The sequence below is a fragment of the Alicyclobacillus acidoterrestris genome (assembly GCF_022674245.1).
GTDB lineage: Bacteria > Bacillota > Bacilli > Alicyclobacillales > Alicyclobacillaceae > Alicyclobacillus > Alicyclobacillus acidoterrestris.
In genome coordinates this window covers 1,525,423-1,551,581 of the sequence record NZ_CP080467.1, presented here as the reverse complement: position 1 = coordinate 1,551,581, position 26,159 = coordinate 1,525,423, and the positions used below count along the sequence as shown (strand labels likewise).

25 protein-coding genes are annotated in these 26,159 nt (G+C 53.2%); 8 read left to right on the top strand and 17 right to left on the bottom strand.

Annotated elements, in window-relative coordinates; all coding sequences use genetic code 11:
• Nucleotides 1-112: 112 nt before the first annotated feature.
• From trxB to K1I37_RS07090, 3 genes are all read right to left on the bottom strand, one after another.
• Entirely contained in the window at nucleotides 113-1,075 is a 963-nt protein-coding gene (gene trxB, locus K1I37_RS07100) for a thioredoxin-disulfide reductase (RefSeq protein ID WP_021297591.1), read from the bottom strand.
• 58 nt (nucleotides 1,076-1,133) lie between these two features.
• Nucleotides 1,134-3,572 (bottom strand): GNAT family N-acetyltransferase, encoded by a 2,439-nt coding sequence (locus K1I37_RS07095; protein WP_021297590.1) that lies wholly within the window; start codon nucleotides 3,570-3,572, stop codon nucleotides 1,134-1,136.
• Nucleotides 3,573-3,653: 81 nt separating this feature from the next.
• A complete protein-coding gene (locus K1I37_RS07090) occupies nucleotides 3,654-3,977 on the bottom strand; it encodes a thioredoxin family protein (RefSeq protein WP_021297589.1) in 324 nt (107 codons plus the stop codon).
• A 193-nt stretch (nucleotides 3,978-4,170) separates the two neighbouring features.
• Here K1I37_RS07090 and K1I37_RS07085 point away from each other — a divergent pair, with 193 nt between their 5' ends.
• Together K1I37_RS07085 and K1I37_RS07080 are read left to right on the top strand one after the other, a co-directional pair.
• Complete coding sequence (locus K1I37_RS07085; RefSeq protein WP_021297588.1) at nucleotides 4,171-4,431, top strand: hypothetical protein; 261 nt, start codon at nucleotides 4,171-4,173, stop codon at nucleotides 4,429-4,431.
• Nucleotides 4,432-4,500: 69 nt separating this feature from the next.
• Nucleotides 4,501-4,662, top strand: a complete 162-nt coding sequence (locus K1I37_RS07080; RefSeq protein WP_021297587.1) for a VOC family protein — start codon at nucleotides 4,501-4,503, stop codon at nucleotides 4,660-4,662.
• A 14-nt stretch (nucleotides 4,663-4,676) separates the two neighbouring features.
• On the opposite strand, the gene K1I37_RS07075 is transcribed toward K1I37_RS07080, so the two are convergent.
• The 5 genes from K1I37_RS07075 to K1I37_RS07055 form a co-directional block, all read right to left on the bottom strand.
• Nucleotides 4,677-6,974, bottom strand: a complete 2,298-nt coding sequence (locus K1I37_RS07075) for a PAS domain-containing sensor histidine kinase (RefSeq protein ID WP_021297586.1) — start codon at nucleotides 6,972-6,974, stop codon at nucleotides 4,677-4,679.
• Nucleotides 6,975-7,417: 443 nt separating this feature from the next.
• Nucleotides 7,418-7,588, bottom strand: a complete 171-nt coding sequence (locus K1I37_RS07070; protein WP_021297585.1) for a hypothetical protein — start codon at nucleotides 7,586-7,588, stop codon at nucleotides 7,418-7,420.
• A 353-nt stretch (nucleotides 7,589-7,941) separates the two neighbouring features.
• Nucleotides 7,942-9,351, bottom strand: coding sequence for a PTS fructose transporter subunit IIC (locus K1I37_RS07065; RefSeq protein ID WP_021297584.1), 1,410 nt, complete (start codon nucleotides 9,349-9,351; stop codon nucleotides 7,942-7,944).
• A 3-nt stretch (nucleotides 9,352-9,354) separates the two neighbouring features.
• Nucleotides 9,355-10,332, bottom strand: coding sequence for a 1-phosphofructokinase (pfkB, locus tag K1I37_RS07060; RefSeq protein ID WP_021297583.1), 978 nt, complete (start codon nucleotides 10,330-10,332; stop codon nucleotides 9,355-9,357).
• A gap of 11 nt (nucleotides 10,333-10,343) precedes the next feature.
• Nucleotides 10,344-11,132 (bottom strand): DeoR/GlpR family DNA-binding transcription regulator, encoded by a 789-nt coding sequence (locus K1I37_RS07055; RefSeq protein WP_021297582.1) that lies wholly within the window; start codon nucleotides 11,130-11,132, stop codon nucleotides 10,344-10,346.
• Nucleotides 11,133-11,346: 214 nt separating this feature from the next.
• Here K1I37_RS07055 and K1I37_RS07050 point away from each other — a divergent pair, with 214 nt between their 5' ends.
• Both K1I37_RS07050 and ptsP read left to right on the top strand, forming a co-directional pair.
• The gene (locus K1I37_RS07050) at nucleotides 11,347-11,787 is read left to right on the top strand and encodes a PTS sugar transporter subunit IIA (protein WP_021297581.1); all 441 of its coding nucleotides are present in this window, start codon (nucleotides 11,347-11,349) and stop codon (nucleotides 11,785-11,787) included.
• 24 nt (nucleotides 11,788-11,811) lie between these two features.
• A complete protein-coding gene (gene ptsP, locus K1I37_RS07045) occupies nucleotides 11,812-13,410 on the top strand; it encodes a phosphoenolpyruvate--protein phosphotransferase (protein WP_021297580.1) in 1,599 nt (532 codons plus the stop codon).
• Between the two features lie 110 nt (nucleotides 13,411-13,520).
• Here the strand turns inward: ptsP and K1I37_RS07040 are convergent, their stop codons facing one another.
• The 7 genes from K1I37_RS07040 to pruA all read right to left on the bottom strand — a co-directional run bounded on the left by K1I37_RS07040 (nucleotide 13,521) and on the right by pruA (nucleotide 19,995).
• Nucleotides 13,521-14,513, bottom strand: a complete 993-nt coding sequence (locus K1I37_RS07040) for a rod shape-determining protein (RefSeq protein ID WP_021297579.1) — start codon at nucleotides 14,511-14,513, stop codon at nucleotides 13,521-13,523.
• Nucleotides 14,514-14,619: 106 nt separating this feature from the next.
• On the bottom strand, nucleotides 14,620-15,699 hold the full coding sequence (locus tag K1I37_RS07035) for a M24 family metallopeptidase (protein WP_021297578.1): 1,080 nt from the start codon (nucleotides 15,697-15,699) through the stop codon (nucleotides 14,620-14,622).
• Between the two features lie 282 nt (nucleotides 15,700-15,981).
• Nucleotides 15,982-16,569, bottom strand: coding sequence for a staygreen family protein (locus K1I37_RS07030; RefSeq protein ID WP_021297577.1), 588 nt, complete (start codon nucleotides 16,567-16,569; stop codon nucleotides 15,982-15,984).
• A gap of 120 nt (nucleotides 16,570-16,689) precedes the next feature.
• On the bottom strand, nucleotides 16,690-17,172 hold the full coding sequence (locus K1I37_RS07025; protein ID WP_040441564.1) for a low molecular weight protein-tyrosine-phosphatase: 483 nt from the start codon (nucleotides 17,170-17,172) through the stop codon (nucleotides 16,690-16,692).
• A gap of 62 nt (nucleotides 17,173-17,234) precedes the next feature.
• Nucleotides 17,235-17,915: a bacillithiol biosynthesis deacetylase BshB2 gene (bshB2, locus tag K1I37_RS07020; protein ID WP_021297575.1), complete on the bottom strand. Its 681-nt coding sequence runs from the start codon at nucleotides 17,913-17,915 to the stop codon at nucleotides 17,235-17,237.
• A 3-nt stretch (nucleotides 17,916-17,918) separates the two neighbouring features.
• A complete protein-coding gene (locus K1I37_RS07015) occupies nucleotides 17,919-18,293 on the bottom strand; it encodes a YojF family protein (RefSeq protein ID WP_021297574.1) in 375 nt (124 codons plus the stop codon).
• A gap of 163 nt (nucleotides 18,294-18,456) precedes the next feature.
• Entirely contained in the window at nucleotides 18,457-19,995 is a 1,539-nt protein-coding gene (pruA, locus tag K1I37_RS07010; protein WP_031219011.1) for an L-glutamate gamma-semialdehyde dehydrogenase, read from the bottom strand.
• A gap of 197 nt (nucleotides 19,996-20,192) precedes the next feature.
• Between pruA and K1I37_RS07005 the strand changes: the two genes are divergently transcribed.
• Nucleotides 20,193-20,696, top strand: a complete 504-nt coding sequence (locus tag K1I37_RS07005) for a cupin domain-containing protein (protein WP_021297572.1) — start codon at nucleotides 20,193-20,195, stop codon at nucleotides 20,694-20,696.
• Here K1I37_RS07005 and K1I37_RS07000 read toward each other — a convergent pair.
• Entirely contained in the window at nucleotides 20,671-21,129 is a 459-nt protein-coding gene (locus K1I37_RS07000; RefSeq protein ID WP_021297571.1) for a GNAT family N-acetyltransferase, read from the bottom strand. The two genes, K1I37_RS07005 and K1I37_RS07000, sit on opposite strands and share 26 nt — an antisense overlap.
• Before the next feature lie 238 nt (nucleotides 21,130-21,367).
• On the opposite strand from K1I37_RS07000, the gene K1I37_RS06995 reads away from it, so the two are divergent.
• From K1I37_RS06995 to uvsE, 3 genes are all read left to right on the top strand, one after another.
• Nucleotides 21,368-22,558 (top strand): MFS transporter, encoded by a 1,191-nt coding sequence (locus tag K1I37_RS06995; protein ID WP_021297570.1) that lies wholly within the window; start codon nucleotides 21,368-21,370, stop codon nucleotides 22,556-22,558.
• Nucleotides 22,559-22,583: 25 nt separating this feature from the next.
• On the top strand, nucleotides 22,584-23,981 hold the full coding sequence (locus tag K1I37_RS06990; RefSeq protein WP_021297569.1) for an MFS transporter: 1,398 nt from the start codon (nucleotides 22,584-22,586) through the stop codon (nucleotides 23,979-23,981).
• Nucleotides 23,982-24,054: 73 nt separating this feature from the next.
• Nucleotides 24,055-25,023 (top strand): UV DNA damage repair endonuclease UvsE, encoded by a 969-nt coding sequence (uvsE, locus tag K1I37_RS06985; protein WP_021297568.1) that lies wholly within the window; start codon nucleotides 24,055-24,057, stop codon nucleotides 25,021-25,023.
• Here the strand turns inward: uvsE and K1I37_RS06980 are convergent.
• A complete protein-coding gene (locus K1I37_RS06980; protein ID WP_031219010.1) occupies nucleotides 25,018-26,088 on the bottom strand; it encodes a LacI family DNA-binding transcriptional regulator in 1,071 nt (356 codons plus the stop codon). The two genes, uvsE and K1I37_RS06980, sit on opposite strands and share 6 nt — an antisense overlap.
• Between the last annotated feature and the right edge of the window lie 71 nt (nucleotides 26,089-26,159).

Below are 26,159 nucleotides of genomic sequence, written 5' to 3'. Positions count from 1 at the left end.
TTTGGAAACGATACAAAAAAATGAGTCGCGTGCAAACCAGAGAATTGGTTCACACGCGACTCATGCATTCACGCGATAGTATAAACTTTCACATGCCGGCAGCTGGTGTCACTTACGCGTTGGCGGATGCCGCCGTCCACTCGTGGGTCATGCTGCCCTCCAGGTACTTCTCCGCGTCCATCGCTGCCTTACAGCCAGAGCCAGCCGCCGTAATCGCTTGGCGATAGCGAGGATCCATCACGTCGCCACACGCGAAGACACCCTCCACAGATGTCAGTGATGTAGCGCCCTTGGTCACCAAATAGCCAACCGCGTCCGTTTCGAGCTGGCCATTGAGGAATGCGGTATTCGGCTGATGGCCGATAGCGACGAATACGCCATCCGCCTCAATCGTCTGCCGCTCGCCCGTGGCGTTATCGACCACGACCAAACCGGTCACCTTGTTGCCGTCGCTGACGACCTTCTCCGATGACGCGTTCATCACAAAACGAATTTTCGGGTTCGACTTTGCTCGCTCCTGCATGACCTTCGACGCACGCAGTTCGTTCCGTCGATGCACAATGACGACTTCTGACGCAAATTTCGTCAAGAATGTCGCTTCTTCCATCGCGGAGTCGCCACCACCGACCACAATCACGCGCTTATTGCGGAAGAAGAATCCGTCACACGTCGCGCACGTGGACACCCCACGGCCAATCAATTCGTGCTCGCCTTCGATGCCCAGCATTTTCGCAGACGCACCCGTAGCAATAATCAGAGCATCCGCAGTATATTCCTGGTCTTTATCGACAATCACGCGGAACGGCTTCACGCTGAGGTCGACCGACGTCGCGCGGCCCCGCTGGAACGTCGCACCAAACCGCTCTGCCTGTTTCTTCATGTTCTCCATCAACTCAGGGCCCATGATGCCGTCGACAAAACCTGGAAAGTTCTCTACTTCGGTGGTCAACGTCAGCTGCCCACCTGGCTCGTCGCCCTCAATGACCAAAGGTTGCAGGTTCGCGCGCGCACTGTATACAGCGGCTGTATATCCAGCCGGTCCGGTTCCGAGAATCATCACTCTACGATGTTCCATTCAACATCCCTCCAACCTCTATTGTGCCATGTCAGGCCACATTAAAAAAGTTATCTGCTCAAACTTCCACGCGCGTCGCTTCGACAAACGAGGAAAGTAAATAAATCGACGCATCCTCCGTCACACCCAACGTAAACGTCGCACGCGTGACCTCCGGCGAATTATCAATCCACTGGGACAACCGCAAAATAAAGTCCTGAACGCCATCGCGGGCAGCGCCCGGTACGACAGCTTCAATTTTTGAAATCGCCTCACGCCAAATTCCTCGCGCATCGGCGTCAGTCAGCGGAATCAGGCGAATCGCTGGCAACGCCACCACCTGTCCTGGCACCGGAGTACGCGACAAATCCGCCTCGACCATGTCCAGCCGTAACAGCGGGCCAAACTGCGGATCTGACTCAATGCGCATCTCAACCCGCAGAAAAACGCGCTCATCCGACACGTTATCGAGGCAGAGTTTTCCACCCAGCGCCCGGATAATCCGCTTTAGTGTCGTGTCGTCGGAAATTTCCGCACAGCCATTCTCAGGCAGTCGTTTGCGGATGACGGAGCGGGCGAGATCGATATCAAAATCCGGCAAATCCGGGATATATCCCGGGTCTCTATCGCGGTACTCGTGATAGGCGGTTACCTTCGCGAGTGCCCGAACGGCTTGCTCGGGAAACGGATAAATCGGAATGCTGCGCTCCGCGTCAACTTCTAAGTAGCGCACGCGATAATCGCCCGTCGTCAAAAAGTTGGCGACGACCGCCTTTTCATACGGATGGCGGGCGCCATTTTGTGGCGGCGCATCGTTGGCCACTTCACATAGCGCCGCTGAAATCGCCACGCGCACTGCCTCTTCGTCCGACGGTCCGACAGGTGTAAACAAGACGACTACGGCGTCCACCGACTCGTCGCGCAACACCTGTGGCAGCACGGTGCGATAGCTTTCTGCCAGGGATTCAAAGCCGATATTGATAACGGGCGCCACAAACTCCAGACCTTCGCGCAACAGTCTATCAACCGCCATCACCGCGCCGCCGGCCGTGTTGGTGACAATGGCCACGCGACGCCCCGCATGTCCGTCGCCGGATCGCAATAACACGGCCACATCAAACAGTTCCTGAAGTGTCTCCACGCGAATGATACCCGTTTGGCGAAACATGGCCTCCACGGTGGCGTCCTCCGCCGCAACGGCCACCGTACGGCTCTTTGCCACATTGACGCTGACCGGCGTACGCGCGCTCTTCACCGCCAAAATCGGCTTATGGCGGGTGATTCGCCGCGAGATTCTCGAAAACTTACGCGGATTCCCGAACGACTCAAGATATAAAAGAATCATATCTGTCGACGGGTCGGACTCCCAGTACTGCAACAAATCGTTCCCGGAGACATCGGAGCGATTGCCAAGGCTCACGAAGCTCGATACCCCCACGCCAATGCGCGTGGCGTAGTCGAGAATGGTAATGCCGAGCGCTCCAGAGTGCGAGGCGATAGCGACGCGTCCGTGCTCCGGCACCAGCGGTGCAAAGCTCGCATTAAGGCGAACGTCTGGATCCATCTGAATCAGCCCGAGACTATTCGGACCGATGAGCCTGGCGCCTGCAGAGCGCAGCCGATTGAGAATCTCGTGTTCGAGTTCCGTGCCAGGCTTGTCTGTATCCGAAAATCCAGAAGATAGAATCATCACACTTTTGACGCCGACTTCAATACAATCGTCTATCACCGACAAAATCTGATTCGCCGGGACGACAATCACGGCGAGATCGACCTTTTCTGGCACATCCTTGAGCGTTGGATAGGCCTTGACCGCCGCAACCGATGGGGCGGTTGGATTGACTGGATAGACCGTCCCGCGAAAGTCACTATTCAAAATATGCCGAAACAATACGTGACCGAGCCGGTCGGGCGCCCGCGAAGCGCCAATCACAGCGACGGTTTTCGGGTGAAAAAAGCCGTGCAGCGAAGCTGCCGTCGCCAGCCGCTCACGCGTTTCTTGAAGCCCCCGACTGCGTTCATTCTGCCGGAGCGGCCACGTCACATGCATGACGCCCGATTCTTGATTGATGGTCATCGCGAACCCACTGGCCCGAAAGACGTTCATCATTCGCTCGTTATCGCTGAGCACAGTCGCCTCAAACTGTTTGATGCCATTGAGGTACGCCGCCTCTGCCAGGTGTTCTAACAAGAGCGACCCCAAGCCGCGTTCCTGCATGTCCTCGGAAACCAAAAACGCGACTTCCGCTCTGTCTTCATCGAGCCGTCGATAATTTCCGATAGCCAGTGCTTGATGTCCATCCGTGCACATCAACGTCAGGGCGTTTTGCCCGCCGTCACCAATCATCTCTTCGATCACGCTATCGTCGACATCCTCGTGTGACCGAGCAAACCGAAAGTAGCGACTCTGTTCAGACACGTTTTCGAGCAAATTGCGTATCCATGTGCGGTCTTGGCTCGTATTTTTCGCTTTTCGCAACTCCGCCACATGACCGTCGCGAAGGATGACGCGCGCCATGGGTTCGGCCCCCTTTCGAGCAAGATATAGGAAGAGCTACTCGAGACATGCCCCGAGTAGCTCCTTATCGAAGTTCGCCACTTACTTCTTGTACGCCTCGTCAAGGAACGCTTCAACCTGTTCCTTCGACTTTGCGTCGCGGCTGAACAGACGGGCCACCTCTTGTCCATCTTCATAGGCGATAAACGTCGGGATACCTAAGATCTCCAGCTTTTCGCCGAGCTCTGGCAACTCGTCGCGGTTCGCGCGGACTATCGAAAAATCACCCGCATATTTCGATTCCCATTCCTCAAAATATGGCTCAATTCGTTTGCAATCTGGGCACCAATTTGCATAAAACTCAACCATTACACGCCCCGATTGGGTCGATTGCGCATATTCTTCATTTGACGTAATCTGCTTCACGACATAGGGCCTCCCTTCCTGCACTTGCATGATTTCATTATAACGTGTTCTTGCCCGCTTGGAAAAACTCGCGAAAAATTCTATAGGATACGGTTTCCAGAGCAAGCCACCTGCTCACTCGCGCATGCATACCGCCAAGCGGTACAGGCCATCTTAAGGCACACAGAAATGCGATGAGGAGGATGCCGCTAAAGTGGAACGCCCACAGAGTATACACGAACAAAATCAGTTCGCAGAAGCCTCCAGCGCCCTTGACAAGGCGGAAAACGCTGTGGCTCAAGCGCAATCTCACACAAGTGACACATCTCTTCAACAGGCAGAAAATTCGTTGGAACATGCAACGCGCGCAGTCGATGAGATTCAAGAGGCGCAAAATCAAATCGCCGTGGAACGCCTCAACGACCGCCTAGAGGCGGCTCAGCAAACGCTGTCTGAAACTAGGCACACACAATGATCATTTCATTTGCGCCCCCATATGGTAGAGCAATGGTTGTTCCATTCTCGCTACCTGGGGGTGCACTTGATGAAAATCGACACATTCATCAAGTTGGGGTCGCTCGCATTTGGCGTAGCGCGCGACGAGAAAGTTCAGGAACTGCTAAAGATGGCTCACAAGGGAGCAAAACGGCGTGGTCTACTACAGCCGCCCACTTCCCCACCGTGGGGCAATCAAGGCAGAAAATGAGCGGTCCTCGCGGATTACGGACTTGTTTTCTCATCTGCTTTCGGCAAGCGCACAAGCACGGTGGTTCCTTGTCCAATCACGCTGTCAATATGTAACGAACCGCCGTGCGCCTGCACAATGCGCCGACTCACGAGCAATCCGAGACCGGTCCCTCGCTCCTTTGTCGTAAAAAACGGCGTCCCTAGCTGTTCCAAGTGCTCTTCCGGTATCCCCTCACCCGTATCCTCCACCGATATCTCAACGACGTCTTCGCGCTCGTCGACCCCCAATCTCACTTGACCGCCTTCTTTTGTGGCCTCCAAGGCGTTTTTAATAATGTTGACCAACACCTGTTTCAGTTGATTCGGATCACAATGCAAACGCGCAGGCACACTATCACATTGGACATGGAGTTCAACGCCATGCAATAAAGCCTCCGCATTCATCAGTGCAACGACGTCCCGCACGATATCCTGAACCGCATAAATCCTAAAAAATGCGTCGGCAGGCTTGGCCAATGCCATCATCTCGCCCACAATCAAATCAATGCGGGCCAATTCGTCCTTCATAATCTTCAGATACCGAGACTGGGTCGGGGTGGCACCTTCCTCTAGTAACCGACAAAACCCCTGAATGGCCGTCAGGGGATTGCGAATTTCATGGGCGATACCGGCAGCCAACTGGCCGACGCCCGACAGCTTGTCCGAGTAGCGAAAAATTTCTTCTGCGCGCTTGCGCTCGGTCATGTCTTCGAGAATCAAAAACGCGCCTTCGACGCCATGATCTGTGATAATGATAGGAACCCAAGTGACAGCCACAGATATGGTATGTCCGCGCGCGTGACGCATCGTGCTTTCAAACTCTGCTTGCGGCTCGTTCTGAAGCGACTCCCCAGCTGCATATTGACGCAACCAGTCCTCAATCAAGTGGTGCGTATCATCCGAAAACAGCGACTTCACGTGATTGAGCTCGAGCAACCTATCTAAAGCGTAACCGAGAATCCGTTCGCTCGCCTGATTGGCCTCGACAATGCGCCCAGCCAAGTCAACCGCCAAAATCGCGTTCGGATGATGGTGCACCAACGAATGATAACGCTCCTGGCTCATCCTCAGCTTGCGCTCCGCGCGTTTCCTGTCGGACACGTCGCGAACGACGGCCACCAATCCGGAGCGCATCTGCCCATCGCCTTGAATACTGCTCAACGTCACATCGACATCAATGGGGCGCCCGTCCCTCGTTGTTGCCACAGCCTCGTAGCTCGTTACCGTTTCCTTCACGCCATGGGCGTCACTCGGCCGCAAACGACCGAGGTCAATCCCTGCGAGGTCGCCGACAAAGAGATTGGACACTTCTTCGGCCTCCCAGCCAAATACCTCCTCAAACGCGGGGTTCACCGTCGTGACGACACCACTGGGCTCTAAAATCACAATGGGATCCGTCGAGTGATACACAAATGACGTCAGCAAATCCTGGGTAGTCCGCAGCTTTTCGTGCATCTTTAAAATGCGCGATACATCGTTAAAAACGACGTATCGCCCTTGCGTAGCGCCATCAATGAGAATGGGAATCGAAATCCACAGGTTGTGTCGCAAAAAATCGACGTAATCCTCCGACTCGCTCCCATGGGCGTTTATCTCTTTCAATGATGATGCCGCGTTGGAAACGTCCGCAGAATCCAGTCCCACAGCCATCAAGACACTTTGGAACGGCAGGCCCACGAGCTGGTGTTTGGACCTGCCATAGAGTTGTTGGAACGCGCGATTGACGTCACGAACAACATCCGTTGCGTCAAGCCGCAATACGGCGAGCGGATGATCTCGAAACAACGACTCGTACATCTGATAAGACGAGTTGGCGCGTTGAAAGTCGAGCGTCGTCGCAACACGCTCCGCAATCAATGTCAAAATGCGCACGTCACTGCTCGTCAGCATGCGCTCCCAGCGGTGATATACGATGAAACAACCGTAAAAATGCCTTGTCGAGCGAACAGGCACAAGCCATGGGCTGGATAACCCGAACGTATTATGCGGTGTCAGCCGATTCACAGCCGCTTGCTCATTCCATCTATTCAAATCAAACACGCCTGATGCAGTCGTCACATCAGCCACAAAACTAGGCGACGCTAATAACCGATTTAATTGATCCCGCATGGACGCAGGCATCTCATCAAACCCGGGGCCAGGCCTCAGTGCATCGCGAATCGATTCGTAAATCAAAGTGACGCATCCGTCATAGTGAAATTGACGGACAGACGATACAAGCTCCGAAAACATGTCAAATACAGTTTGTTCCTCTACAAACAGGTTCACGTTTCCTGCGTTGCTCACAGTCACAACGCTCACACCCTTGTCATCACTCTAAAATCCCATGATATTCCCTTACATATGATAGCAGGATTTGTGCTATCAAAGCTAGGCGATTATGTTATTTTCAACACCGTATTCAGATTCTTTCCAAATACACGTTTCCTGACCAAAGCGCCGAGACAGGTGGATGGCGCGTGGGGTGAATAAACAGTATGGCGACCCCAGCGGGAATCGCCAACCTACACACTTCACTATGTAAAGAAGAATTGTGCCTAGCGCACTGGCACGTGTGCACTAGGCGACGAAGACGATTGGGATGACACATCTTCAAAAAATATTGTACCATATGTTCGAGTATTAAGATAATAGGAAAGAAAAAAATAGGGCGAATGAATTCGCCCATGGATGAGGAGTGGCGTGGACAGCCAGCAAACATGATGTGGGATATCCCACTTCGGCTCCCAACCGTCTCAGGTCGAGAGCCGACGGAATGTCACGACCAATTGATTCCTAATTCTCCGTATATCGATGATTTTCACTTCTCGCCGCTCGACGGCAGACTTTAATTCGCTAATCAATGCCTGATTCTTTGCCTCATCGGCCTGCGTGAAAATCACTGTTTCAAATGGCTGTTCAAGCACGTGAACTCGCCCCCAATCACGCAAAACCGCTATCGTACTGAAACACTGGACCTGCGGGTCACCCGATACAATCGAATGTCTGTAACTGAATGATAAAAAGGAATCTTTTGAACGTCAACTAAAAATGTAAGCTTTCATAACACAAATCGAAAAATTCATTGATGACGTAAATAAACTTTACAAGCGGAGTGCGTACGAACCGTCTGCGTCATGCGTCGATTCCATAAAAAGGGGCGAACCGCATGAGCCCGTCGAACCAAACTCATTGCAGTCCGCCCCACTCTCTCGCGACCATCGCTTTTATCGCGTACAAGCTGCTTTCTTCATTTCACGCACAACTCGCCGGAACGCCGTTAGGCTACGCGCTTTTTCAGCATCGACGCCATCACGCCTGCAATAATTGCGCCAATCAGGATAGCAATCACATACAGATACCAGTGACCGATGAGCCAGAATACGAAGATCCCACCGTGAGGCGCCGGCGAGGTGACCTTAAACACCATCGTCAGTGCACCCGTAATAGCAGCCCCCACCATAATGGAAGGAATGACACGCAGGGGATCCCGTGTTGCAAACGGAATAGCGCCTTCCGTAATGAAGCATGCGCCCAGGATAATCGCCGCTTTACCTGCGTCGCGTTCATCAGGGGTGTACTTGTGCTTGCTGATAAACGTCGATAGCGCCATTGCCAACGGCGGAACCATACCTGCGCCCATGACGGCTGCCATAATCGTCTGCGCTTCTGGCGTTCCTGTAGGAAGGAGCCCAACAGCAAAGAAGTATGCGACCTTGTTGAACGGACCCCCCATATCAAAGGCCATCATCAGTCCGAGCAGTAACCCGAGTCCAATCGACCCGCTCGCCCCCATGTGCGTTAGCCCATTCGAAATCGCGTGCATCAGTGCAGCAATCGGATGCCCAAGTACGTAAATCATCAAGAGTCCTGTAATCCCGACTGTGAGCACAGGCATAATGAGCACCGTTTTGACGCCTTCCAGGGTGCGTGGGACGCGAATCAGTTTTCTCAGCCCCAACGTCAAGTAGCCTGCGAGGAATCCGGCGATAATGCCGCCGATGTAACCAGCGCTCGCGTTGGGCTCACCGTACATAGCACCTTGTGTACCAATCCAGCCACCGACCAGACCTGCGGCAAACGCTGGCCTATCGCCGATGGACTGTGCAATAAAGGCTGCCAAAATCGGTACAAACAATGCGAATGCCGAGCCACTCCCAATATTGTTAAACGCTTGGGATAGAGACTCTTTTTGATTGAGATCGATCGCCACGGACAACGCGATGAAAATACCGCCGGAAATCACCAGTGGCAACATGTTCGACACGCCGTTCATCAAGTGGCGGTAGAACGCGGGTTGCCCAGATTTACGAGCATCTTTTTGTTCTTGGATACTCGACAGATACTCGCCCGTCGCATCCCCGTCCGCCGAAGTTTGTCCATAAACCGGCGCGGTCGCCGACTCCTCAATCAAGGCTCTGGCATCTTTAATCGCCGCTGTGACCGAAGTTTGCAGTACTTTCTTCCCGACAAAGCGATCCAACTCAACCTTTTTATCCGCAGCGATAATCACAGCATCTGCTGCGCTGATCTCGTCCTCTGTCAACGTATCTTCTGATCCACCAGCGCCCTGCGTCTCCACGCGGATATCGACGCCCATTTCCTTCGCCGCTTGAAGCAAAGCCTCTTGCGCCATGAATGTATGAGCAATTCCTGTAGGGCACGCTGTAATGGCGACAATTTTACTCATGACTTATTCCCCCGTTCCCACAATGACCGTCGTTTTCAAGCAGTCTTCTATATCTGCTTTCGACGGGTGCAAGTTTCCTGGTTTTTGTACCTTGGCCGTACCGGCCGCTGCCGCGAACCGCACGGTTTCCGGAAGTGGTAATTGATGAATGAATCCATATAACAAACCAGCGACCACTGTGTCGCCAGCACCGACTGAAGACAGCACCGGGACGCGTGGAACGCGAACGTGCACGGCGGTCGATGGCGTCACAGCGACAATCCCTTCTTCGCCCATCGAGACGACCACCAATCCGACACCTGCGCGCGCGATTTGGGTAGCCGCACGCACGACGTCCTCCACGCTTGTCAATGTCTGCCCCAGCAATTGCTCCAACTCGTGCTGATTGGGCTTGATGACGTCTGGTTTCGCCTCAATGCCAAGCGCAAACGCCTCGCCACTGGCGTCAAGCAACGTCTTGATGTGATGCGCTTTGGCCCATTCAATGACGTTCTTGTACCAGTCCCGTTGACACCCTGCCGGCAAATTCCCGCACAGCGCCAACCACGAATCAGCACCTGTACAAAGTTGTTTGAGCGTATCGCCAAACATGCGCCAGTCAGCTTCCGTAAACTGCGGTGCAGGGCTGTTCAATTCCGTGAGCGTACCGTCCTCATCAATCACTTTGACATTGACGCGCGACTCGTCGGCAATCCGCACAAAACGCGAATCGACGCCCTGCCGGACAATCTCCTCATGCAGCCAATCCCCGCGGTTTCCGCCTAGAAATCCAGTCGCAACCGCCGGCACACCGAGGCCTGCCAGCATTTTCGCTACATTGATTCCCTTCCCACCTGCATGCAGCAAGGGAGTTGGAACGCGATGTAACATGCCTGGTTGCAAGCGCTTCACGGACACAAACAAGTCGACGGCCGGGTTCAACGTCACCGTCACCACGCGCCCTAACGCGCGCGCTGCGGACTGTGCTCCCTCTCTCTCCATGGTCTTCTCTCCTAGTAATCTCTGTTGTCAAAACGCGCTTCCTGTGGCCATTCCACACGCACACCTGCGCTTTCTAACGCTTGAGCCAATGTGTTGTTGACAATGGGTTTATCGGTAATCAATGCATCAATACACGCCCACGAACAAACTTGCACGAAACTAACTTGCCCAATTTTACTAGCATCGGCGACAACCATCGTTCTCTCTGCACAGTGGACCATCGCCTTCTTCGTCGCAGCTTCCACCGAATTTGGCGTCGTCACGCCGCCACTGTACAAGCCGTTGGCTCCAAGAAACAATAAGTCAACATGCAGTTGTGATAGCATCTGTTCAGCGAAAGGCCCAACAAACGCGCCTGTCGTCTGTCGAAGTTCACCGCCCAGCATCACCACGTGCGTGCCTGGATTGTTCTGTACTTCTGCTGCGACGGCGATACTATTCGTGACAACGGTTACATTCCGCGCCGACAGGTGCTTCGCAATTTGAATGGTCGTGGTGCCTGCGTCCAAGAGAATGATTTCACCGTCTTGAACATAACTCGCGGCTAACCGCCCGATGCGCTCCTTCGCCTCCGAATTCTGGACATTGCGCTCCTGAAATGTGGGTTCAAACCCTGCCACCTCAACGGCAATGGCGCCGCCATGCGTTCGTTTCAACAGCCCCAATTCTTCGAGCTCCTGTAAATCACGACGAATCGTTGATTCAGAACTGGAGAAAATTTGTGCCAGCTCGGCAACAGTCACCCGTTTATGCTGATTAAGATAAGTAACAATCTGTGCCTTGCGCTCGTCCGCAAACACGCGAACACCTCTTTTCCAGATTGACAGCATATGATTACTTACGCTCACTCAGCGACAAAACATGAGTACATGTGCGCGTTTTCGATTGAATGCGCTCATTATATGGTTTAGAATGAAAGCATGTCAACAGGAGTTTGAAAACGCTTTGCTGAATAGGTATGTTGAGCTTTGAAACAGGCCATACGTCTGCACGACATCTTCGGGAGGAATTTGCATGTTAGAAGCACAGAACATCTTACTCGGCCTTCACGCTGACAGCCAGGAGCGTGTGATTCGCGCCGTCGTTCAGCGTGCGAGCGAGATCGGCAAAATCAACGATGTCGAGAAGACCATTCAAGCGGTACTCGACCGCGAGCAAGAGAGCACGACCGGATTTGGTAAAGGCGTCGCAATTCCGCATGGCAAGACCGACGGCGTAAAAGAACCCGTCCTGATGTTCGCGAAGCTGGCATCCGCTGTCGAATGGAAATCGCTAGATGACCAACCGGTCGATATGTTGTTCATGATTCTCGTACCAGACACCGCACAGTCGGAACATTTGCAAATTCTCGCCAAGTTGGCCCGCCGCCTCATGCATCAGGATTTCGTAGATCATCTGCGCGACGCCAATAGCGCCGAATCGATTACTTCGTATATCCAGGAGCAATTGGCGTAACGACATTGAATGGGGGAGAGAGACATGTTGGAATTTCAGGGTGTGCCCGTTTCGGAAGGTATCGCCCTCGGCCCGTGCTTTATTGTGGACACCGAGGAGTTTGTCATTGAACAAACCTCTTCTGACGACGCCGCTAAAGAGCTCGAACGCGTACAGACTGCCCGAGAACAGGTCGCACATCGCCTCCAGCAACAACTCGACGCTTCTGACAACGAACCACAGGGAGAAATTCTACGGGCGCACCTCAGCATGCTCAACGACCCTCAATTGGCGACAGGGATTGAGACATCTATTCAAACGAACCGCGAAAGTGCGGAACACGCGGTGAGCCACAACCTGTTGTCCTACGCGGAAATGCTGGAGGCACTGCCAGACGAATACCTGCGCGAACGGGCGCAGGACTTGCGCGATTTGCGCTTACAGTGGCTTGCGGCGCTCTTTGGAAAGAGTGAACTGGTCGATGTCCCGTCAGGTGCCATCGTCATCGCGACCGAGTTGCTACCCAGCCAATTTTTGCAGGTGAAGTCACACGGCATCGGCGGAATTGTCACGGAGCAGGGTGGGACGACCAGCCACGTGTCGATTCTCGCGCGCAATTTTGGCATTCCGATGGTCACCGGCGTTCAGACGAGCGCCTTTGACGGCGCCGAGTCCGTAGCAATCAACGGACAAGACGGCCGCGTCATTGTCGATCCCGACGACGACACCAAAGCGCAATTAAACCAAGCGCGCAAGACATACGAAACGATGATGCGACAAGCTCACGAAAACCGTATGTTAGCGGCCACGACCAAAAATGGACAGACCATTGAAATCGCGGCCAACATCGGTGGCCCAGACGACCTGGAAGAAGTGCTTGCGAACGGTGCAGACGGCATCGGCCTGTTCCGGACAGAGTTTCTGTTCATGGATAGGTCGACAGCCCCGACTGAAGATGAGCAATACGAAGTGTACAGACGCGTCGCAGAAGCTATGGCCGGCAAACGCGTGGTCATCCGCACGCTCGACGCAGGCGCTGACAAAAAAGTTTCATACCTGCATTTCGACGACGAAGAAAACCCATTTCTCGGCGTGCGAGGCTTGCGATACACGTTGAAACATCAAGAGCTTTTCCAGACACAATTAAAAGCCGTCCTGCGCGCCGCACAATATGGGAAGATTTCGCTGATGTTTCCCATGGTTACCAATGTCGCGGATGTGGAAGCGGCCATTGAAGCCGTCGATGAAGCGCGGCGCACGCTCACAGATGAAGGTCAAGCGTACGGTTCCGTCGAGTTAGGTGCGATGATTGAGGTACCTGCAGCAGCCCTCATTACCGACCTATTAGCCGAAAAGCTGGATTTCGTCAGTGTCGGAACCAATGACCTCATCCAGTACACCACCGCCTCGGACAGAATGAATCCGGCCGTGACGGCGTGGTATGAACCAGGCCACCCTGGACTCTGGCGCCTGCTCGAACAAGTCAGCCAAGGTGCACACCAACATGGTGCCTGGGTAGGCATGTGTGGTGAACTGGCGGGTACACTCGAATTTGTCCCGCGCCTCGTTGAATTGGGCTTTGACGAGCTAAGCATGTCTCCCAAGCGCATTGGACTTGTCAAAACCGCTATTCGCAACTTGTGAGAGAACAGATAGATACTGAATATCCTGGGCGCACGCCGTGCGGCCCAAGCAAAAAATGAGAGGAGCGACCGTGCTGCTGACGGTCGCTCCTCTCATTTTCCGCACATACATCAGCTTGTCCGCAAAAATGATTTAGCCTTGTTTCGCCAGTTGTGGCTGCTGTGTTCCGTCATTTTTTCCAGTCCGAGAACAACCGCGTCATCTGGGTTTTCCGCAACGGCAACGGGCACCTCGACACGCGATTCAATTTCTCGCCGAATCAGTGCGCTATTGGCTCCGCCGCCGACAAGTACCGCGCCATGGTCCATAATGTCGCCAACCAGCTCAGGGGGACAAGACTCAATCGTGGATCGGATGAACTCGACGATTTGGTCACAGTAGCTAATCATCGGCGCTTCAAACATCTCGCGTTTGACCTCGACTTCACCAGGCAGCCCAGTGGCCATATTCCGGCCAATCAACCGGAACGTCTCCAGTCCATCTTCACCCAACTGGTGCTTAACCTGCTGTACCGATTGGAGGCCGACCGCAAACCCCTGGTCACGTCGAATCGCCTCCACCACCTCGTAGTCAATCGCCATCATCCCTTGTGGAAGACGTTGCGAGGAGACGACGCCACGCATCGAGAGCAAGCCAACTTGGGTCGATCCCGCGCCGAGATCGACAACGAGTGCCCCCTGCGGTGCATCGACAGCTAGTCCAGCTCCCAGTGCTGCAGCGACCAAGGCGTCGACAAATTGAACCTGCTTGGCACCAGCGGCTCTCGCGACCTCTTCTAAGCCACGCCGCTCAACCGAAGTGAGTCCAGCTGGCAACGCCATGGTGATGGGCATACGAAGACCCAAACCCCGGGTAAAACGCTTGGCCACGAGCTTCTGTAAAAGCAGCACCGCCGCCTGCGAGTCCTTGATGGCACCACCGACGACTGGCCAAACAATTTCCACCGACGGCGGCGTGCGCCCGACCATTTTCAACGCCTCGTCGCCGACGACAATGGTATCGTCCTCCCTGCGCGCCAAGACACTTGCCTCCGAGACAATGTCTGCGCCAGGTGCTGTCGAGATTCTAAGTCTGCTTGTCCCGAAATCGATGACCATGCTCATTACACGCACATCCTCACACGTCTTTTCGACAGTTTTCGGATGGCGTCGACATCCTATGGGGGTCGCTTGCCGAATCGGTATCCCGCCCCCCAATCAACCCGGCCTCTTAGCGGACGAGAATATCCGGGCGAAGTACCTGGTTCCCACCGTGGTTCACGGCGATGTACGGCCAGTCTCCTGTGTGGGTCAAAAAGGTGTTGCCTTGCTCCTCAACCAACAATGTATCTTCCGACTTGATGCCGCGAATCGCCGGATTCCAGGCATACGCCTCGTGTAGGCGAATCTCATCATGTGTGTCTGGCGTCGCCAAATACTCACGTGATGCAAATCCAGTCGGTCCACCTTGGTGTAACAAGCGCCAATCATCCGGATAACCGACTTCACCATAGGCGCGGATGGCCGTATTAAATACGTCAGACACTTTCGTTCCTGGACGCGTCGCTGCGAACATTTGAACATCGATGTAAGCGCACTTTTCACGATTGGCTTTTAGTTCATCCGGGAGTTTCCCAAAATGCACGAAACGCGTGACATTGGCAACCAAGCCATTGCGGCGCGCGCACAATACCAACATTGCGTATTTCTCAAGCGCTTTCGCCGTTGGAATAGGATGCCGGTAATGAAATACCCGTTCGTCGGTCGCCACCAGCACAACGTGCGGTGTACAACCGCGACTTGCCACACCAGACATCAATTGCGCCGCTATCGAAAACTCCGATTGCCCAGGTTGTACATGTTTCGCGACATCCTCAATGACCTGTGCAGCATCCAGACACAGCGCACGATACTGTCCGATTTGCTCTTCTGTTAAGCATCTGCGCAACTTGATAAGCTTATCGCCAACGAATAAAGCACCCGGGAAAGCTGCATCTGTTCCTACGCGCAAGTCGCCCAATAGCTTGGACAGCGTCGGTTCAACGCCTTCGGTCCAACTGGTCGATACGAGTTCCACAGGCAAGTCGCGCAATTCTTCCTCAGCAATCCGCCGGGCTTCAATTTCGGCCGTAACGACCAATACCTTGTCACGCAACACGACGATATCCGCCACGCCCGTCTCGCGTTCAATTTCAATGTGATTATCACGACCCCCCGTGAACCACGCGAAGTTGGCTCTTGTTCGCAACAACAACGCGTCCAAGTCACACGCTTTCATCAACTCGCGGCATTGTGCCACTTGACCTTCCATGAAACCTTCCTCCTTCAAACGACATGCGTCTACCTGGACAATTCGGAACAGACGAGCCATACGCTACTGCTCGTCCAAAATTCCTATTCGTCTGACCAAGCCTGCGCTTGATACGACCACAACGCGAAAAGTACCCATTGCTATTTTATCGCAAAACAACCACAAGATGAAAAATATTGGAGGCTGCGCGAGAAAAGACGAAGTTGCTCAAGTTCCTATTTCGACATTTCCCGCGCAATGATAGGGTTCTTCCATTTGCTCATTTTCCACAGCAAGCGGTCGTTATCGCTTGCGAAGCAAAGGAATGGTATAGTCCTTCCATCGACCCCACGCCTCGGTCCGATGATACTTTTCACTGTCCGATTCAAAGTGGACGACAATCGAGGCTTCATCTAGTTCTGGATGGGCCGTAAAGAGGTAGGCATCGGCATGTCGAATGGCCCGCAGTGCACGAGGTAGCTCCTTCTGAAACGCGTAATCACGTTGTTTTGCGCGGCCATACACCCGCCCGCCACTGACGTGCACATAAATGTGCGTCACAAGCGAAAGTTCACCATCTTCACGTTGACCTTGCACTGTTGTACCGGAGGTTGTGACAAACTCGTCTGTGCCACCGTCAACCGCCGAACCCGGCTTCGCACTTTCGGCCAACCATACCCCTTTCACCTCATCACGCATAAACCGAATATACGGGCGCTCAAGCTGCACTTGGTTATATGTCAGCCCAATACTCAAGTACAGGTCACCCGTTCGGTCTGAATGGGTCAAAGTATAATGGCGACCCTCGATTGGAAATGACGGATTAACCCCTTCAAGAAAGACGGTATGCACTTTGTTCGGGCGAAACTTCGGAGATTTCCGCTGTGTCATCGCGTATGCTCCTCTATTGATGTCATTCGCCCATACATACGCGCAAATCACAGCAAAGGTGCCTCACTTCGTCAAAAAGTCCGAAACAGCGCGTCTAACGCCAAATGAAGCGATGCTACATTATCCGTTGGATGACGATAGTCCAAAATCCGCCTGAATGCGTCGCAACAACGCTTCACACCCCGCGGTGACCAGGTCGTAGACTTTATCGAATCGGCCGTCGTACCACGGGTCGGGCACGTCTTTCTCCAGCTCGTCAGGAACCAATTCGAGGAGTCGAAACACGTGATCCGACGGCGCTAACCCCAGTCGCTTTAGGCCCTGTATATTGTCCGAGTCCATCGCCACCACGTAGTCAAAATTCGGCAGTTCTTCACGCTTGACCTGACGACTATAAATTCCTGCATACGATATTCCGTATTTGTCCAGAACCGCCCTTGTCCCCTGGTGCGGTGGCTCTCCTGCGTGCCAATTCCCAATCCCCGCCGAATCCACCTCAACCTGGCCGGTGAGACCTTGCTTCTCCAACATATCGCGAAATACTGCCTCCGCCATCGGCGACCGGCAGATGTTTCCCAAACAAATAAACAAGACGCGTATCATAGCGTGCCGTCCCTTTCCACACAAACGCGCTTGGACATCATACGTCCAAGCGCGCGCCACCTTTAGTCTTCAATGCGATAAATCCAAAAATACTCTTTGCTCATATTCGCTTCTACTTGCTGTCGAGCCTCTGGGCTCTTCGCCATCTGCTCTTCCATCTGAGCGAACATCGCTTCAAACTGGGATTTGTGCGCCCGCATCGCAGCCAACTTCGTATCCAATACACTAGACACGTCATACGTCACATCCGGCGGCCCAAGAACGGTCCGCGCGTCGTGCGTGACTGCCGATCCATAAATGACGGGCCGCTCTTCCTTCGGAAGGCGTTTGACCGCAATCACGGCCGCATGGGATAACGCATTGTGATCAGGATGTACCCCGTGCTTCGGGTAATAGGTCATCAACAGCGAAGGCTTCACGTCGCGAATCACGGCCTCAATTTTGTCCGCCACCCACTCCGGATCTTCGAACTCGACCGTCTTATCGCGCAACCCGAGTAAACGCAGGTCATCGATACCAAGAACGCGACAAGCTTCTTCGAGCTCCTTCTTGCGAATGTGGGGCAACGTTTCGCGATTGGCAAATGTCGGCTTGCCCATATTCCGCCCGAGTTCCCCCAACGTCCCACAGATGAGCGTAACAGGCGTCCCAGCTTGCGTATATAAGGCAACGGATCCGGCCTTGCCGAACGACTCGTCGTCCGGATGCGGATAAACCAGCAACACGTGGCGTTCTTTGTTCATCCTTTATACCCCCTCTTCATCAAGCACACTCATCGGAAAAGGCGTTCTCGACAACTGCAGTGACACGGCCAAACGCCCTTCCTCGTCGTGACCAGCGAGGAGTAACCGCCCTTTGGCATCGACCTCAAAATCAGTCAACCCTTGTGCGTAAATCCAGCCATCTGCCATCTTCAATCCGACACGGTATGGCTTGTCCCCGGCGATGGTCGCCCGTTCAAACTGTACCTTACCGTTCCGTATATAAGCACAAACCGCCATGGGCTGGCCAAAGCGATGTGCTGCATAAGCCCCGTTCGTCGTCTCAAGGTGCAGATATACCTCTTGATTCAAGAACTCAGAAAGCTTGGTCTGTACGACGTCCACGCTAATCGGTTGCACAGGATTCGCCTACTTTCATATACAAAATGACTACTGCTAACTCTATTCTATGGTCAACGCGCACGCATTGCAAAAAACGGCACTTTGACAGAAAAGGGCTGCCGACTAAGTCGACAGCCCGATGCTATCCCCACAAACGTTATCACGTTTGCTTTCGCGAGAATTAAAACTGTTCCGTGACAGTCTTTGGTTGGACGAAGTTCAATAGATAATCCGGTCCGCCTGCTTTGGCGTCTGTCCCCGACATGTTGAACCCGCCGAAAGGCTGCACGCCTACCAGAGATCCTGTGCATTTGCGATTAAAGTACAAGTTACCGCATTCCATATGGTAACGAGCGTACTCAAGGCGATCGCGCCGGCGTGAGAACAGTGCCCCAGTGAGTCCGTACTCCGTATTGTTAAACACATCGATGCCTTCCTCGAAAGAACGCACCTTACATATCGCCAAAACGGGTCCAAAAATCTCTTCCTGCATAATGCGGGCGTCAGGTGCCGCGTCGACGAAGACGGTCGGGTGGATAAAGTAACCCGTCGAGTCGTCCGCCGTACCACCAACGAGCAATTTCGCCTCGCGTTTCCCAATCTCGATGTAACTGGTCACTTTCGCGAACGCTTTCTCGTCAATGACGGGTCCAACCACTGCATTGTCGGCTGGCGCACCAATTTCGAGCTTCCTGGTCAATTCCGCGACGCGGTTGACAATTTCGTCATAAACCGCCTCATGGATAATCGCGCGGGAACCGGCAGAGCATTTTTGTCCCTGGAAACCGAATGCAGATGCGACGATAGCAGCGGCCGCCGCCTCGACATCTGCTGTCTCGTCCACGACGATGCTGTCCTTGCCGCCCATTTCTGCCACAACGCGCTTAATCCAGCGCTGCCCCTCGGAGACCTTATGTGCCGTCTCGTCAATGTGCAGACCTGTGTTTTTCGATCCGGTAAAGGACACAAACCGCACGTCTTTATGCGCGACCATATAGTCGCCGATTTCTTCCGGCGGACCTTGGACGAAATTGAGCACCCCAGCGGGCAATTCGAGTTCGCGCATAATCTCGACAAACTTGACGGCCATCACCGACGAAAGCGGGGAAGGCTTCAAAACGATTGGATTCCCGGTGACAATCGCCGAAACGGCTGTACCAGTCAAGATAGCGAGTGGGAAGTTCCAAGGTGGAATGACGACACCGACGCCAAGTGGCAAGTAAAACATCCGGTTGTCTTCACCTGGATATGGCGTCAGTTCCACACCTTTGCCAAGTTGAATCGCCTGACGGGCGTAAAATTCGAGAAAGTCGATAGCCTCACAGACATCGCCGTCCGCTTCAGCCCAGTTCTTCCCAGACTCGTAAATTTGCCATGCCATCAATTCAGCTTTGCGTTGGCGCATGATTTGCGCGGCCTTCATCAAGTACATTGCCCGCTCTTCAAATGTCGTGTGACGCCAGGTTTTAAATGCCCGAGCAGCAGCGGCAATCGCTTGGTCGACATGCGCCCGCGTCGCTTGGCTTATGTAACCGACGACTTCTTGGTGATTTGCCGGATTCACCGACTTGAGCAAGTCGTCCGTCATGATCTCTTGGCCATCAATGTACAGCGGATAAGTCTTTCCAAACTGCTTTTTCACTTCAGCGAGCGCTTGCTCCAACTGCTGTTTGTATGGAGCGGTTGTCCAATCGGTCGGTGGCTCGTTTCGATAAGGCATCAGCGTCAACTGACATACCTCCTAAAAATAAATGGTGACTCACAGCCTGCAAAATTGCGCAGTATACACATTGTGCAGAAGGTTCTGGTGGTTTCAATCTCTATCCTGCCAAATCTACATACAAAAATGCAAATCTGAATCGTCTGTCAGTGGGCAAATGTGTACAATAAGGAGGATACTTTCGAGGAGTGTGAGGCATGAACGCACAAGCATGGATTCAACAGTTGGACCTACAGCCGCACCCAGAAGGCGGCTACTATAAGGAGTTGTACCACTCCGGCGTCTTTCTCGAGGACCCAGCCATTCAAACGCAGTACGGCGGTCTCCGCGAGACCGCCACGTCTATCTACTTCCTGCTCGAAGCAGGTGATGTGTCCCGACTGCACCGCCTAAAATCCGATGAAATCTGGTATTTTCACGCGGGATCGCCATTGACGGTTCACGTCATCTCGCCGGAGGGCCACTACACGACCCATCAAGTGGGCCTGGATATCACCGCCGGTCAATCCCCACAAGTCCTCATCCCAAGAAACCACATCTTTGGCGCCACGGTAGATGAAACAGGCGACGCCTTCTCTGTCGTCAGCTGTATGGTTACGCCCGGTTTCAACTTTGCTGATTTTGAACTGTTCGACCGCCAGACACTTGTGGCACAGTATCCAGCTCACGAAGAAATCATTGTGCGGTTGACGAATCCATAAGCGGTTTTTTCATGCGCACATGCAAGATACCCGCGTCGAGAAACGGCGTATCACTGATCTTTTGATAACCCAGCTTGACGTAAAAATTCTCTGCGTGACATTGTGCGTCGAGCACGGCAAACTGAAACCCGTCGCGCTTGGCCAGTTGTTCAATCGCATTCATCACCGCGCGACCATATCCGCCCTTGCGATAAGGTTGCAACACCGCTACACGCTGAATTTTTGCCGTATCGTCGTCATAAGGCTTGTAACGGGCCGTGGCGACGGCGCGGCCCGCATCGTCCAAAACCAGTACGTGATGCCCTACACCGACGACATCCTGGTCGTCTATCTCCTCTTCCTCAGATACCCCCTGTTCTTCCATAAAGACCATTCTTCGAATCTCCAGGCATTCTGCGAGTTCTCTATCGTTCGTTACATATACTGTCTTCATTCGCTGTCCCTCCCGCAGTGGACCGATGTGTAACATGGTCGAATGTTCGGACACGTTACTTCGTACACCTGAAGATACCATCCCGCATCACAAGCTGCCAAGGTACTACACTCGCCCCAAAAACCACTTCACGCAAAGAGACTCGTCATGGAACACCGGAAATACGGAACACAGGAAATTTCGGAGTACGAAGAGTATAATCATGGATGTGACTGCTAGGGGAAATGAGTGAAACGCTGTGGATTATATCGAACACGGTACAAAAGAATACAGACGCGTCAACCTGGCGCTGTTTTTCGGAGCGTTTGTCACATTTGCGAACCTGTATGCGGTGCAGCCGCTGCTGCCTCGATTTGTAACGACGTTTGACGTCGGGCCAGCCACCGCGTCGCTGACCCTGTCGTTGGCGACCATCACGATGGCTGTTGGTCAACTCATCGCCGGTTCGCTGTCGGAGGCCTGGGGGCGCCGTCCGATTATGCTTGCTTCACTCATTCTCGTCTCTGCTTCGAGTTTGGCAAGTGCGCTGACAACCGACTTTACCTGTTTTTTAGTGTTCCGGACAATTCAAGGATTCGTCCTAGCAGGCCTTCCTGCCGCCGCCATGGCCTATTTAGGTGAAGAAATTCACCCCAAACATCTCGGGCGCGCAATGGGCTTATACATCAGCGGCAACTCGGTGGGCGGTATGGCTGGGCGCATTATTGCTGGACTGATGGCTGGTATCTCGTGGCGCTACTCCATTCTCACCATAGGCTTCATTGGTGTGCTCATTACCTTATGGTCTTGGTGGAACATTCCAGAATCCCGTCACTTCAAGCCCCAACCGCTGCGCGTCGGATTTTTGACCCGTACGCTCGTCAGCCACTTTCGAGATCCTGCACTCATCGTGCTCTTCTCAATGGGGTTCTTGCTGATGGGGGGATTTGTTACGTTCTATAATTACATGCCATTCCGACTGGAGGGGGCACCCTATCGACTCTCCCCCTCGCTTATCGCTTGGCTGTTTTTGCTGTACATTGTGGGGACGTACAGCTCCTCCTGGATGGGTAGGTTAGCGGATAAATACGGGCGGCGACGTATCTTGTGGCTGGCGGTATGCATTTACGCTGCAGGAACGTTTATCACGTTGTGGACACCGCTTGTCGGACAGATTCTCGGCATTGGCCTGTTGACGTTCGGATTCTTCGGCGCACACGCGCTCGCGAGCAGTTGGGTCGGGCGCCGCGCACAACGAGATAGGGCCCAGGCGTCATCCTTGTACCTGTTTTTCTACTATATGGGCTCCAGCGTTGGGGGAACCATCGGTGGACTGTTCTTCACCTCGAGTGGGTGGCTCGGCGTCATCTGCTTCGTGGGGATATTTATTCTGTTGGGATTTATCGGCACGCTGTTGCTTTCGCGAATTCCAAACGTACAACAAAACTGAAGCTGAAAAAGGGGGGCATTCCTCGATGGGTAGTAACCCAGTATCCACCAATACTGCAATACCATTTAAAGTTCGAAATAAAAACTTGTTTCTCATCACCATCGCCCTTGGCGTGTTGCTCAATCCATTGAACTCATCCATGATTTCGGTGGCGATGGCGCGCTTTGAAAATGTCTTTCACGACAACTTTGACACCGTCTCGTGGCTGATTTCATCCTATTACTTGGCCAGTGCCATCGCGCAGCCCATCATGGGCAAACTAGCCGACATGCTAGGGCGAAAACGCCTATTTCTGTTGGGCCTGATTCTCGTAGCGGGTTCCTGCGCATTGGCTCCATTCTCTCCATCGTTTGCCTGGCTGATTGTGTTCCGACTGATTCAGTCGTTGGGCAGCGGTGCCATCTATCCAGCAGGCATGGGCATTGTGCGAAACTATATCACAGAGCGCCAGTCCCAAGCACTCGCTTTTCTCGCGGTCTTCTCATCTGGCGCCGCCGCATTTGGTCCATCGCTTGGCGGCATTGTTATGCACTACACCGATTGGCCAGGTATTTTCTGGATAAATTTCCCGTTCATCATCGCCAGCTTCCTACTGTCCATCTTCATCTTGCCGTCTGACAAATTCAGCCGCAACGAAGGGGCAAAAACCCCCGTTCAGCAGGTCGTACGCCAAATGGATATCCCTGGAATCACCCTGTTCGCCATCGGCATTATCACGGCCTTGGTGTTTCTCCTGTCACTCACGGGGCATATCGCATGGTGGGCGCTGCCTGTCGCCATCGTCGCGTTTGGCTTGTTTGGATGGCGTGAATCGCGGGCGCATACGCCGTTCCTAAGCTTTTCACTATTTCGGAACAATTTGCCGCTCACATGGGTGTTGGTTCAATTTACCGTCGTCAATGTCGTGTTCTATTCCGTATTTTTTGGAATGCCCACGTACCTGCAAGAAGCACGTCACTATGACACCCAGCAAGCAGGGTTGCTCATGCTCTGCATCGCCGGATTCAGCGTCATCACTTCGCCCATCACGGGCCGCTGGGTCGCGAGATCAGGTTCGCGACCTCCGCTCATCCTAGCCGGGGTATTCATGACTGTGGGTAGCGGCCTGTACATCACCCTGCAGAATCACAGCCCTGTCTGGTGGCTCGTTGTGGTGTTCTCGGTGCTTGGCCTCAGTAACGGCTTTAACAACGTAGGATTGCAGACAGCGCTTTTTAAAGTCAGCCCAAAAGAAATCATTAGTACCGCCTCTGGCCTGTTTCAGATGGCGCGGTATATGGGTACGATTTTGTCCACTGTGTTATTGGGGCTCTTGTTTGGGCAACATTTATCGACGGGGCAAATTCACATTCTAGGCGTCATCCTAGCCGTCATTGGCGCATGCGTCATCATCATGAGTGTACGGCTTCCAAAAACCGCGTAGTGATTCGCGCCATGGCACAACGCAGAACACATTGCCCCGTCACACATCCTGTGTGAACAAGGGGCAATGTCACGTGCTGGTTCGGTTTGGTTTTGTGGCCATGGCGATGGGTCTTCAAAATGCATCGCCCTCCAAAACGATGACAATGGCGACCTTTCAAAAAACCGCAGATGAGCAAGCCGCGTTGAACCGCATTTTGCGCATTGCTGAAGGGAATTTGGCAAACACGCTGCGGATTCTCAAGTATGCGTTTTACGAAGGCATTCGCATATACCGTTTTTCATCCAAACTCATTCCCCTATACGGACACGAGGTCACCAAGTCCATAGACTTTATGGACGAATTGCGACCTCAGCTACAGGAAATCGGAAAATATGTCACGGACAAAGGATTTCGCGTCAGCTTTCACCCTGACCACTTTACCGTTCTCAACAGCCCAAAGGAGGACGTATTCATCAACGCCGTTGACGTCTTAGAGCGTCATGTCCATTTGCTTGAAACGATGGGCCTGTCCACCACTGCCAAACTCAATATTCACGTGGGCGGCGCATATGGAGATAAGACATCGGCCATCGAACGCCTGTATCATCATTGGAACCGCGTACCAAACCAAGTGAAACAACACATTCTCTTCGAAAATGACGACAAAACCTACACCGCGCGAGACACACTCAAAATCTGCCAGCACTTAGGCGTCCCCATGACACTAGACGTACATCACCATTACTGCAACAACGACGGACAAACAGACCTCTCCCCGATGCTCGAAGACATCTTTGCGACTTGGAAAGACACACAACTAGTCCCAAAAGTCCACATGTCCTCGCCTAAAAGTGCACGGGACTTTCGAGCCCACGCCGATTTTGTCAATGTGGACGAACTGTGCCATTTTCTCGATCTCGTCCGCCCCCTCGACACAGATCTCGACATGATGATTGAAGCCAAACAAAAAGATCTCGCCGTTCGAAAGCTGCTACAGGACCTGTCACACGTCGATGGTGTCACGGTGCTCGACGGCGGTTCCATTCGCTATCACTCATGACACGACCCCGGCTTTCATGGGTGCGACGGAATCGCGAAAAATCACGTCGCCAGACATGAGCAGTTTCTCCTGCTTGGCGCCAGGCATCTCCACTCTGCGCAACAGCATTTCGACGGCGCGTTTTCCAAGCGCCTCCTTGTCCACGTGAACGGTCGTCAGGGCCGGGGTCACCTCGAACACGTCATCAATGTCGTCGAACCCCGTCACCGACACCTCGCCGGGCACATCGATGCCCAACGACTCAAGCGCCCGAATTGTGCTAATGGCAATCGAGTCGTTCGCGCAGACAAAAGCCGTCGGCAATTGGCCATCGCGTCGCATTTGTTCGACTTCCTTTGTAATTTTCGCCTGATGTTCTTCACGGCTACTTCCTTGCTCCTGTAAAAATGCTTCATTTTGCACGAGCGGAATATGGTTGCGTTCCAGTGTCGTTCGAAAAGCCAACCAGCGTTCAAAAAAACTTTCCGCATAAGAGATATCGCCAATAAACTGAAGTTTGGTGTGCCCAAGCCCGATTAAGTGATTGGTCAGCCGAGTTGATGCGTCAAAGTTATTGACGAATACACAATCTGAAGGGACGGTATCGTCCTCATGATCGACCAGCACAAACGGAATGGAAAGCTTTCGGATTTCCAGCAAAATGGCGTTATCGACGAGCCCTACACCAATCACGCCAAGCAATCCACTTGGATTGAGCACGGCTAAAAAATTCTCCGGCGCGTGTTCCGTCACAAGCATCATATTTAAATCATTTTCCTTCAGCGCCTCAATCATGCCGTCGACAATGCGTCCCCAATAACTCGATGCTCGATTCTGCATACGAATATTTGGAAGTAAGATGACGACGGTATTGGCTTTGCGAGTCGTGGACTGTACAGGTCTCCTCGCGGAAGCTGTCGCCCTGGGCTGAATAAAATAACCCAGCTGCGTGGCAATCTTAACAATCCGATCGCGCGTTTCCTGACTGACACCACTTTGTCCAGACAACGCTTTCGAAACAGCATATTTAGAAACGCCAGCAAGATCTGCGATTTGTTGCATGGTCACTTTTTTTGACAAAAACATCACTCCACAATTCGACGCAATGCACCGGATAATTCTAACAAGTGTATACGATATGCCATCGGAAATATAGG

Excerpts from the sequence above, each read along its gene's own strand:
- pfkB (WP_021297583.1), bottom strand. The coding sequence starts at position 10,332 with ATGGAGAGAGAGGGAGCACAGTCCGCAGCGCGCGCGTTAGGGCGCGTG.
- K1I37_RS07035 (WP_021297578.1), bottom strand. The coding sequence starts at position 15,699 with ATGGAAGGTCAAGTGGCACAATGCCGCGAGTTGATGAAAGCGTGTGAC.
- K1I37_RS07030 (WP_021297577.1), bottom strand. The coding sequence starts at position 16,569 with ATGACACAGCGGAAATCTCCGAAGTTTCGCCCGAACAAAGTGCATACC.
- bshB2 (WP_021297575.1), bottom strand. The coding sequence starts at position 17,915 with ATGAACAAAGAACGCCACGTGTTGCTGGTTTATCCGCATCCGGACGAC.
- pruA (WP_031219011.1), bottom strand. The coding sequence starts at position 19,995 with ATGCCTTATCGAAACGAGCCACCGACCGATTGGACAACCGCTCCATAC.
- K1I37_RS07095 (WP_021297590.1), bottom strand. The coding sequence starts at position 3,572 with ATGGCGCGCGTCATCCTTCGCGACGGTCATGTGGCGGAGTTGCGAAAA.
- trxB (WP_021297591.1), bottom strand. The coding sequence starts at position 1,075 with ATGGAACATCGTAGAGTGATGATTCTCGGAACCGGACCGGCTGGATAT.
- K1I37_RS07000 (WP_021297571.1), bottom strand. The coding sequence starts at position 21,129 with ATGAAGACAGTATATGTAACGAACGATAGAGAACTCGCAGAATGCCTG.
- K1I37_RS07050 (WP_021297581.1), top strand. The coding sequence starts at position 11,347 with ATGTTAGAAGCACAGAACATCTTACTCGGCCTTCACGCTGACAGCCAG.
- K1I37_RS07080 (WP_021297587.1), top strand. The coding sequence starts at position 4,501 with ATGAAAATCGACACATTCATCAAGTTGGGGTCGCTCGCATTTGGCGTA.
- K1I37_RS07025 (WP_040441564.1), bottom strand. The coding sequence starts at position 17,172 with ATGATACGCGTCTTGTTTATTTGTTTGGGAAACATCTGCCGGTCGCCG.
- K1I37_RS06990 (WP_021297569.1), top strand. The coding sequence starts at position 22,584 with ATGGGTAGTAACCCAGTATCCACCAATACTGCAATACCATTTAAAGTT.
- K1I37_RS07040 (WP_021297579.1), bottom strand. The coding sequence starts at position 14,513 with ATGAGCATGGTCATCGATTTCGGGACAAGCAGACTTAGAATCTCGACA.
- K1I37_RS07065 (WP_021297584.1), bottom strand. The coding sequence starts at position 9,351 with ATGAGTAAAATTGTCGCCATTACAGCGTGCCCTACAGGAATTGCTCAT.
- K1I37_RS06980 (WP_031219010.1), bottom strand. The coding sequence starts at position 26,088 with ATGTTTTTGTCAAAAAAAGTGACCATGCAACAAATCGCAGATCTTGCT.
- ptsP (WP_021297580.1), top strand. The coding sequence starts at position 11,812 with ATGTTGGAATTTCAGGGTGTGCCCGTTTCGGAAGGTATCGCCCTCGGC.
- K1I37_RS07005 (WP_021297572.1), top strand. The coding sequence starts at position 20,193 with ATGAACGCACAAGCATGGATTCAACAGTTGGACCTACAGCCGCACCCA.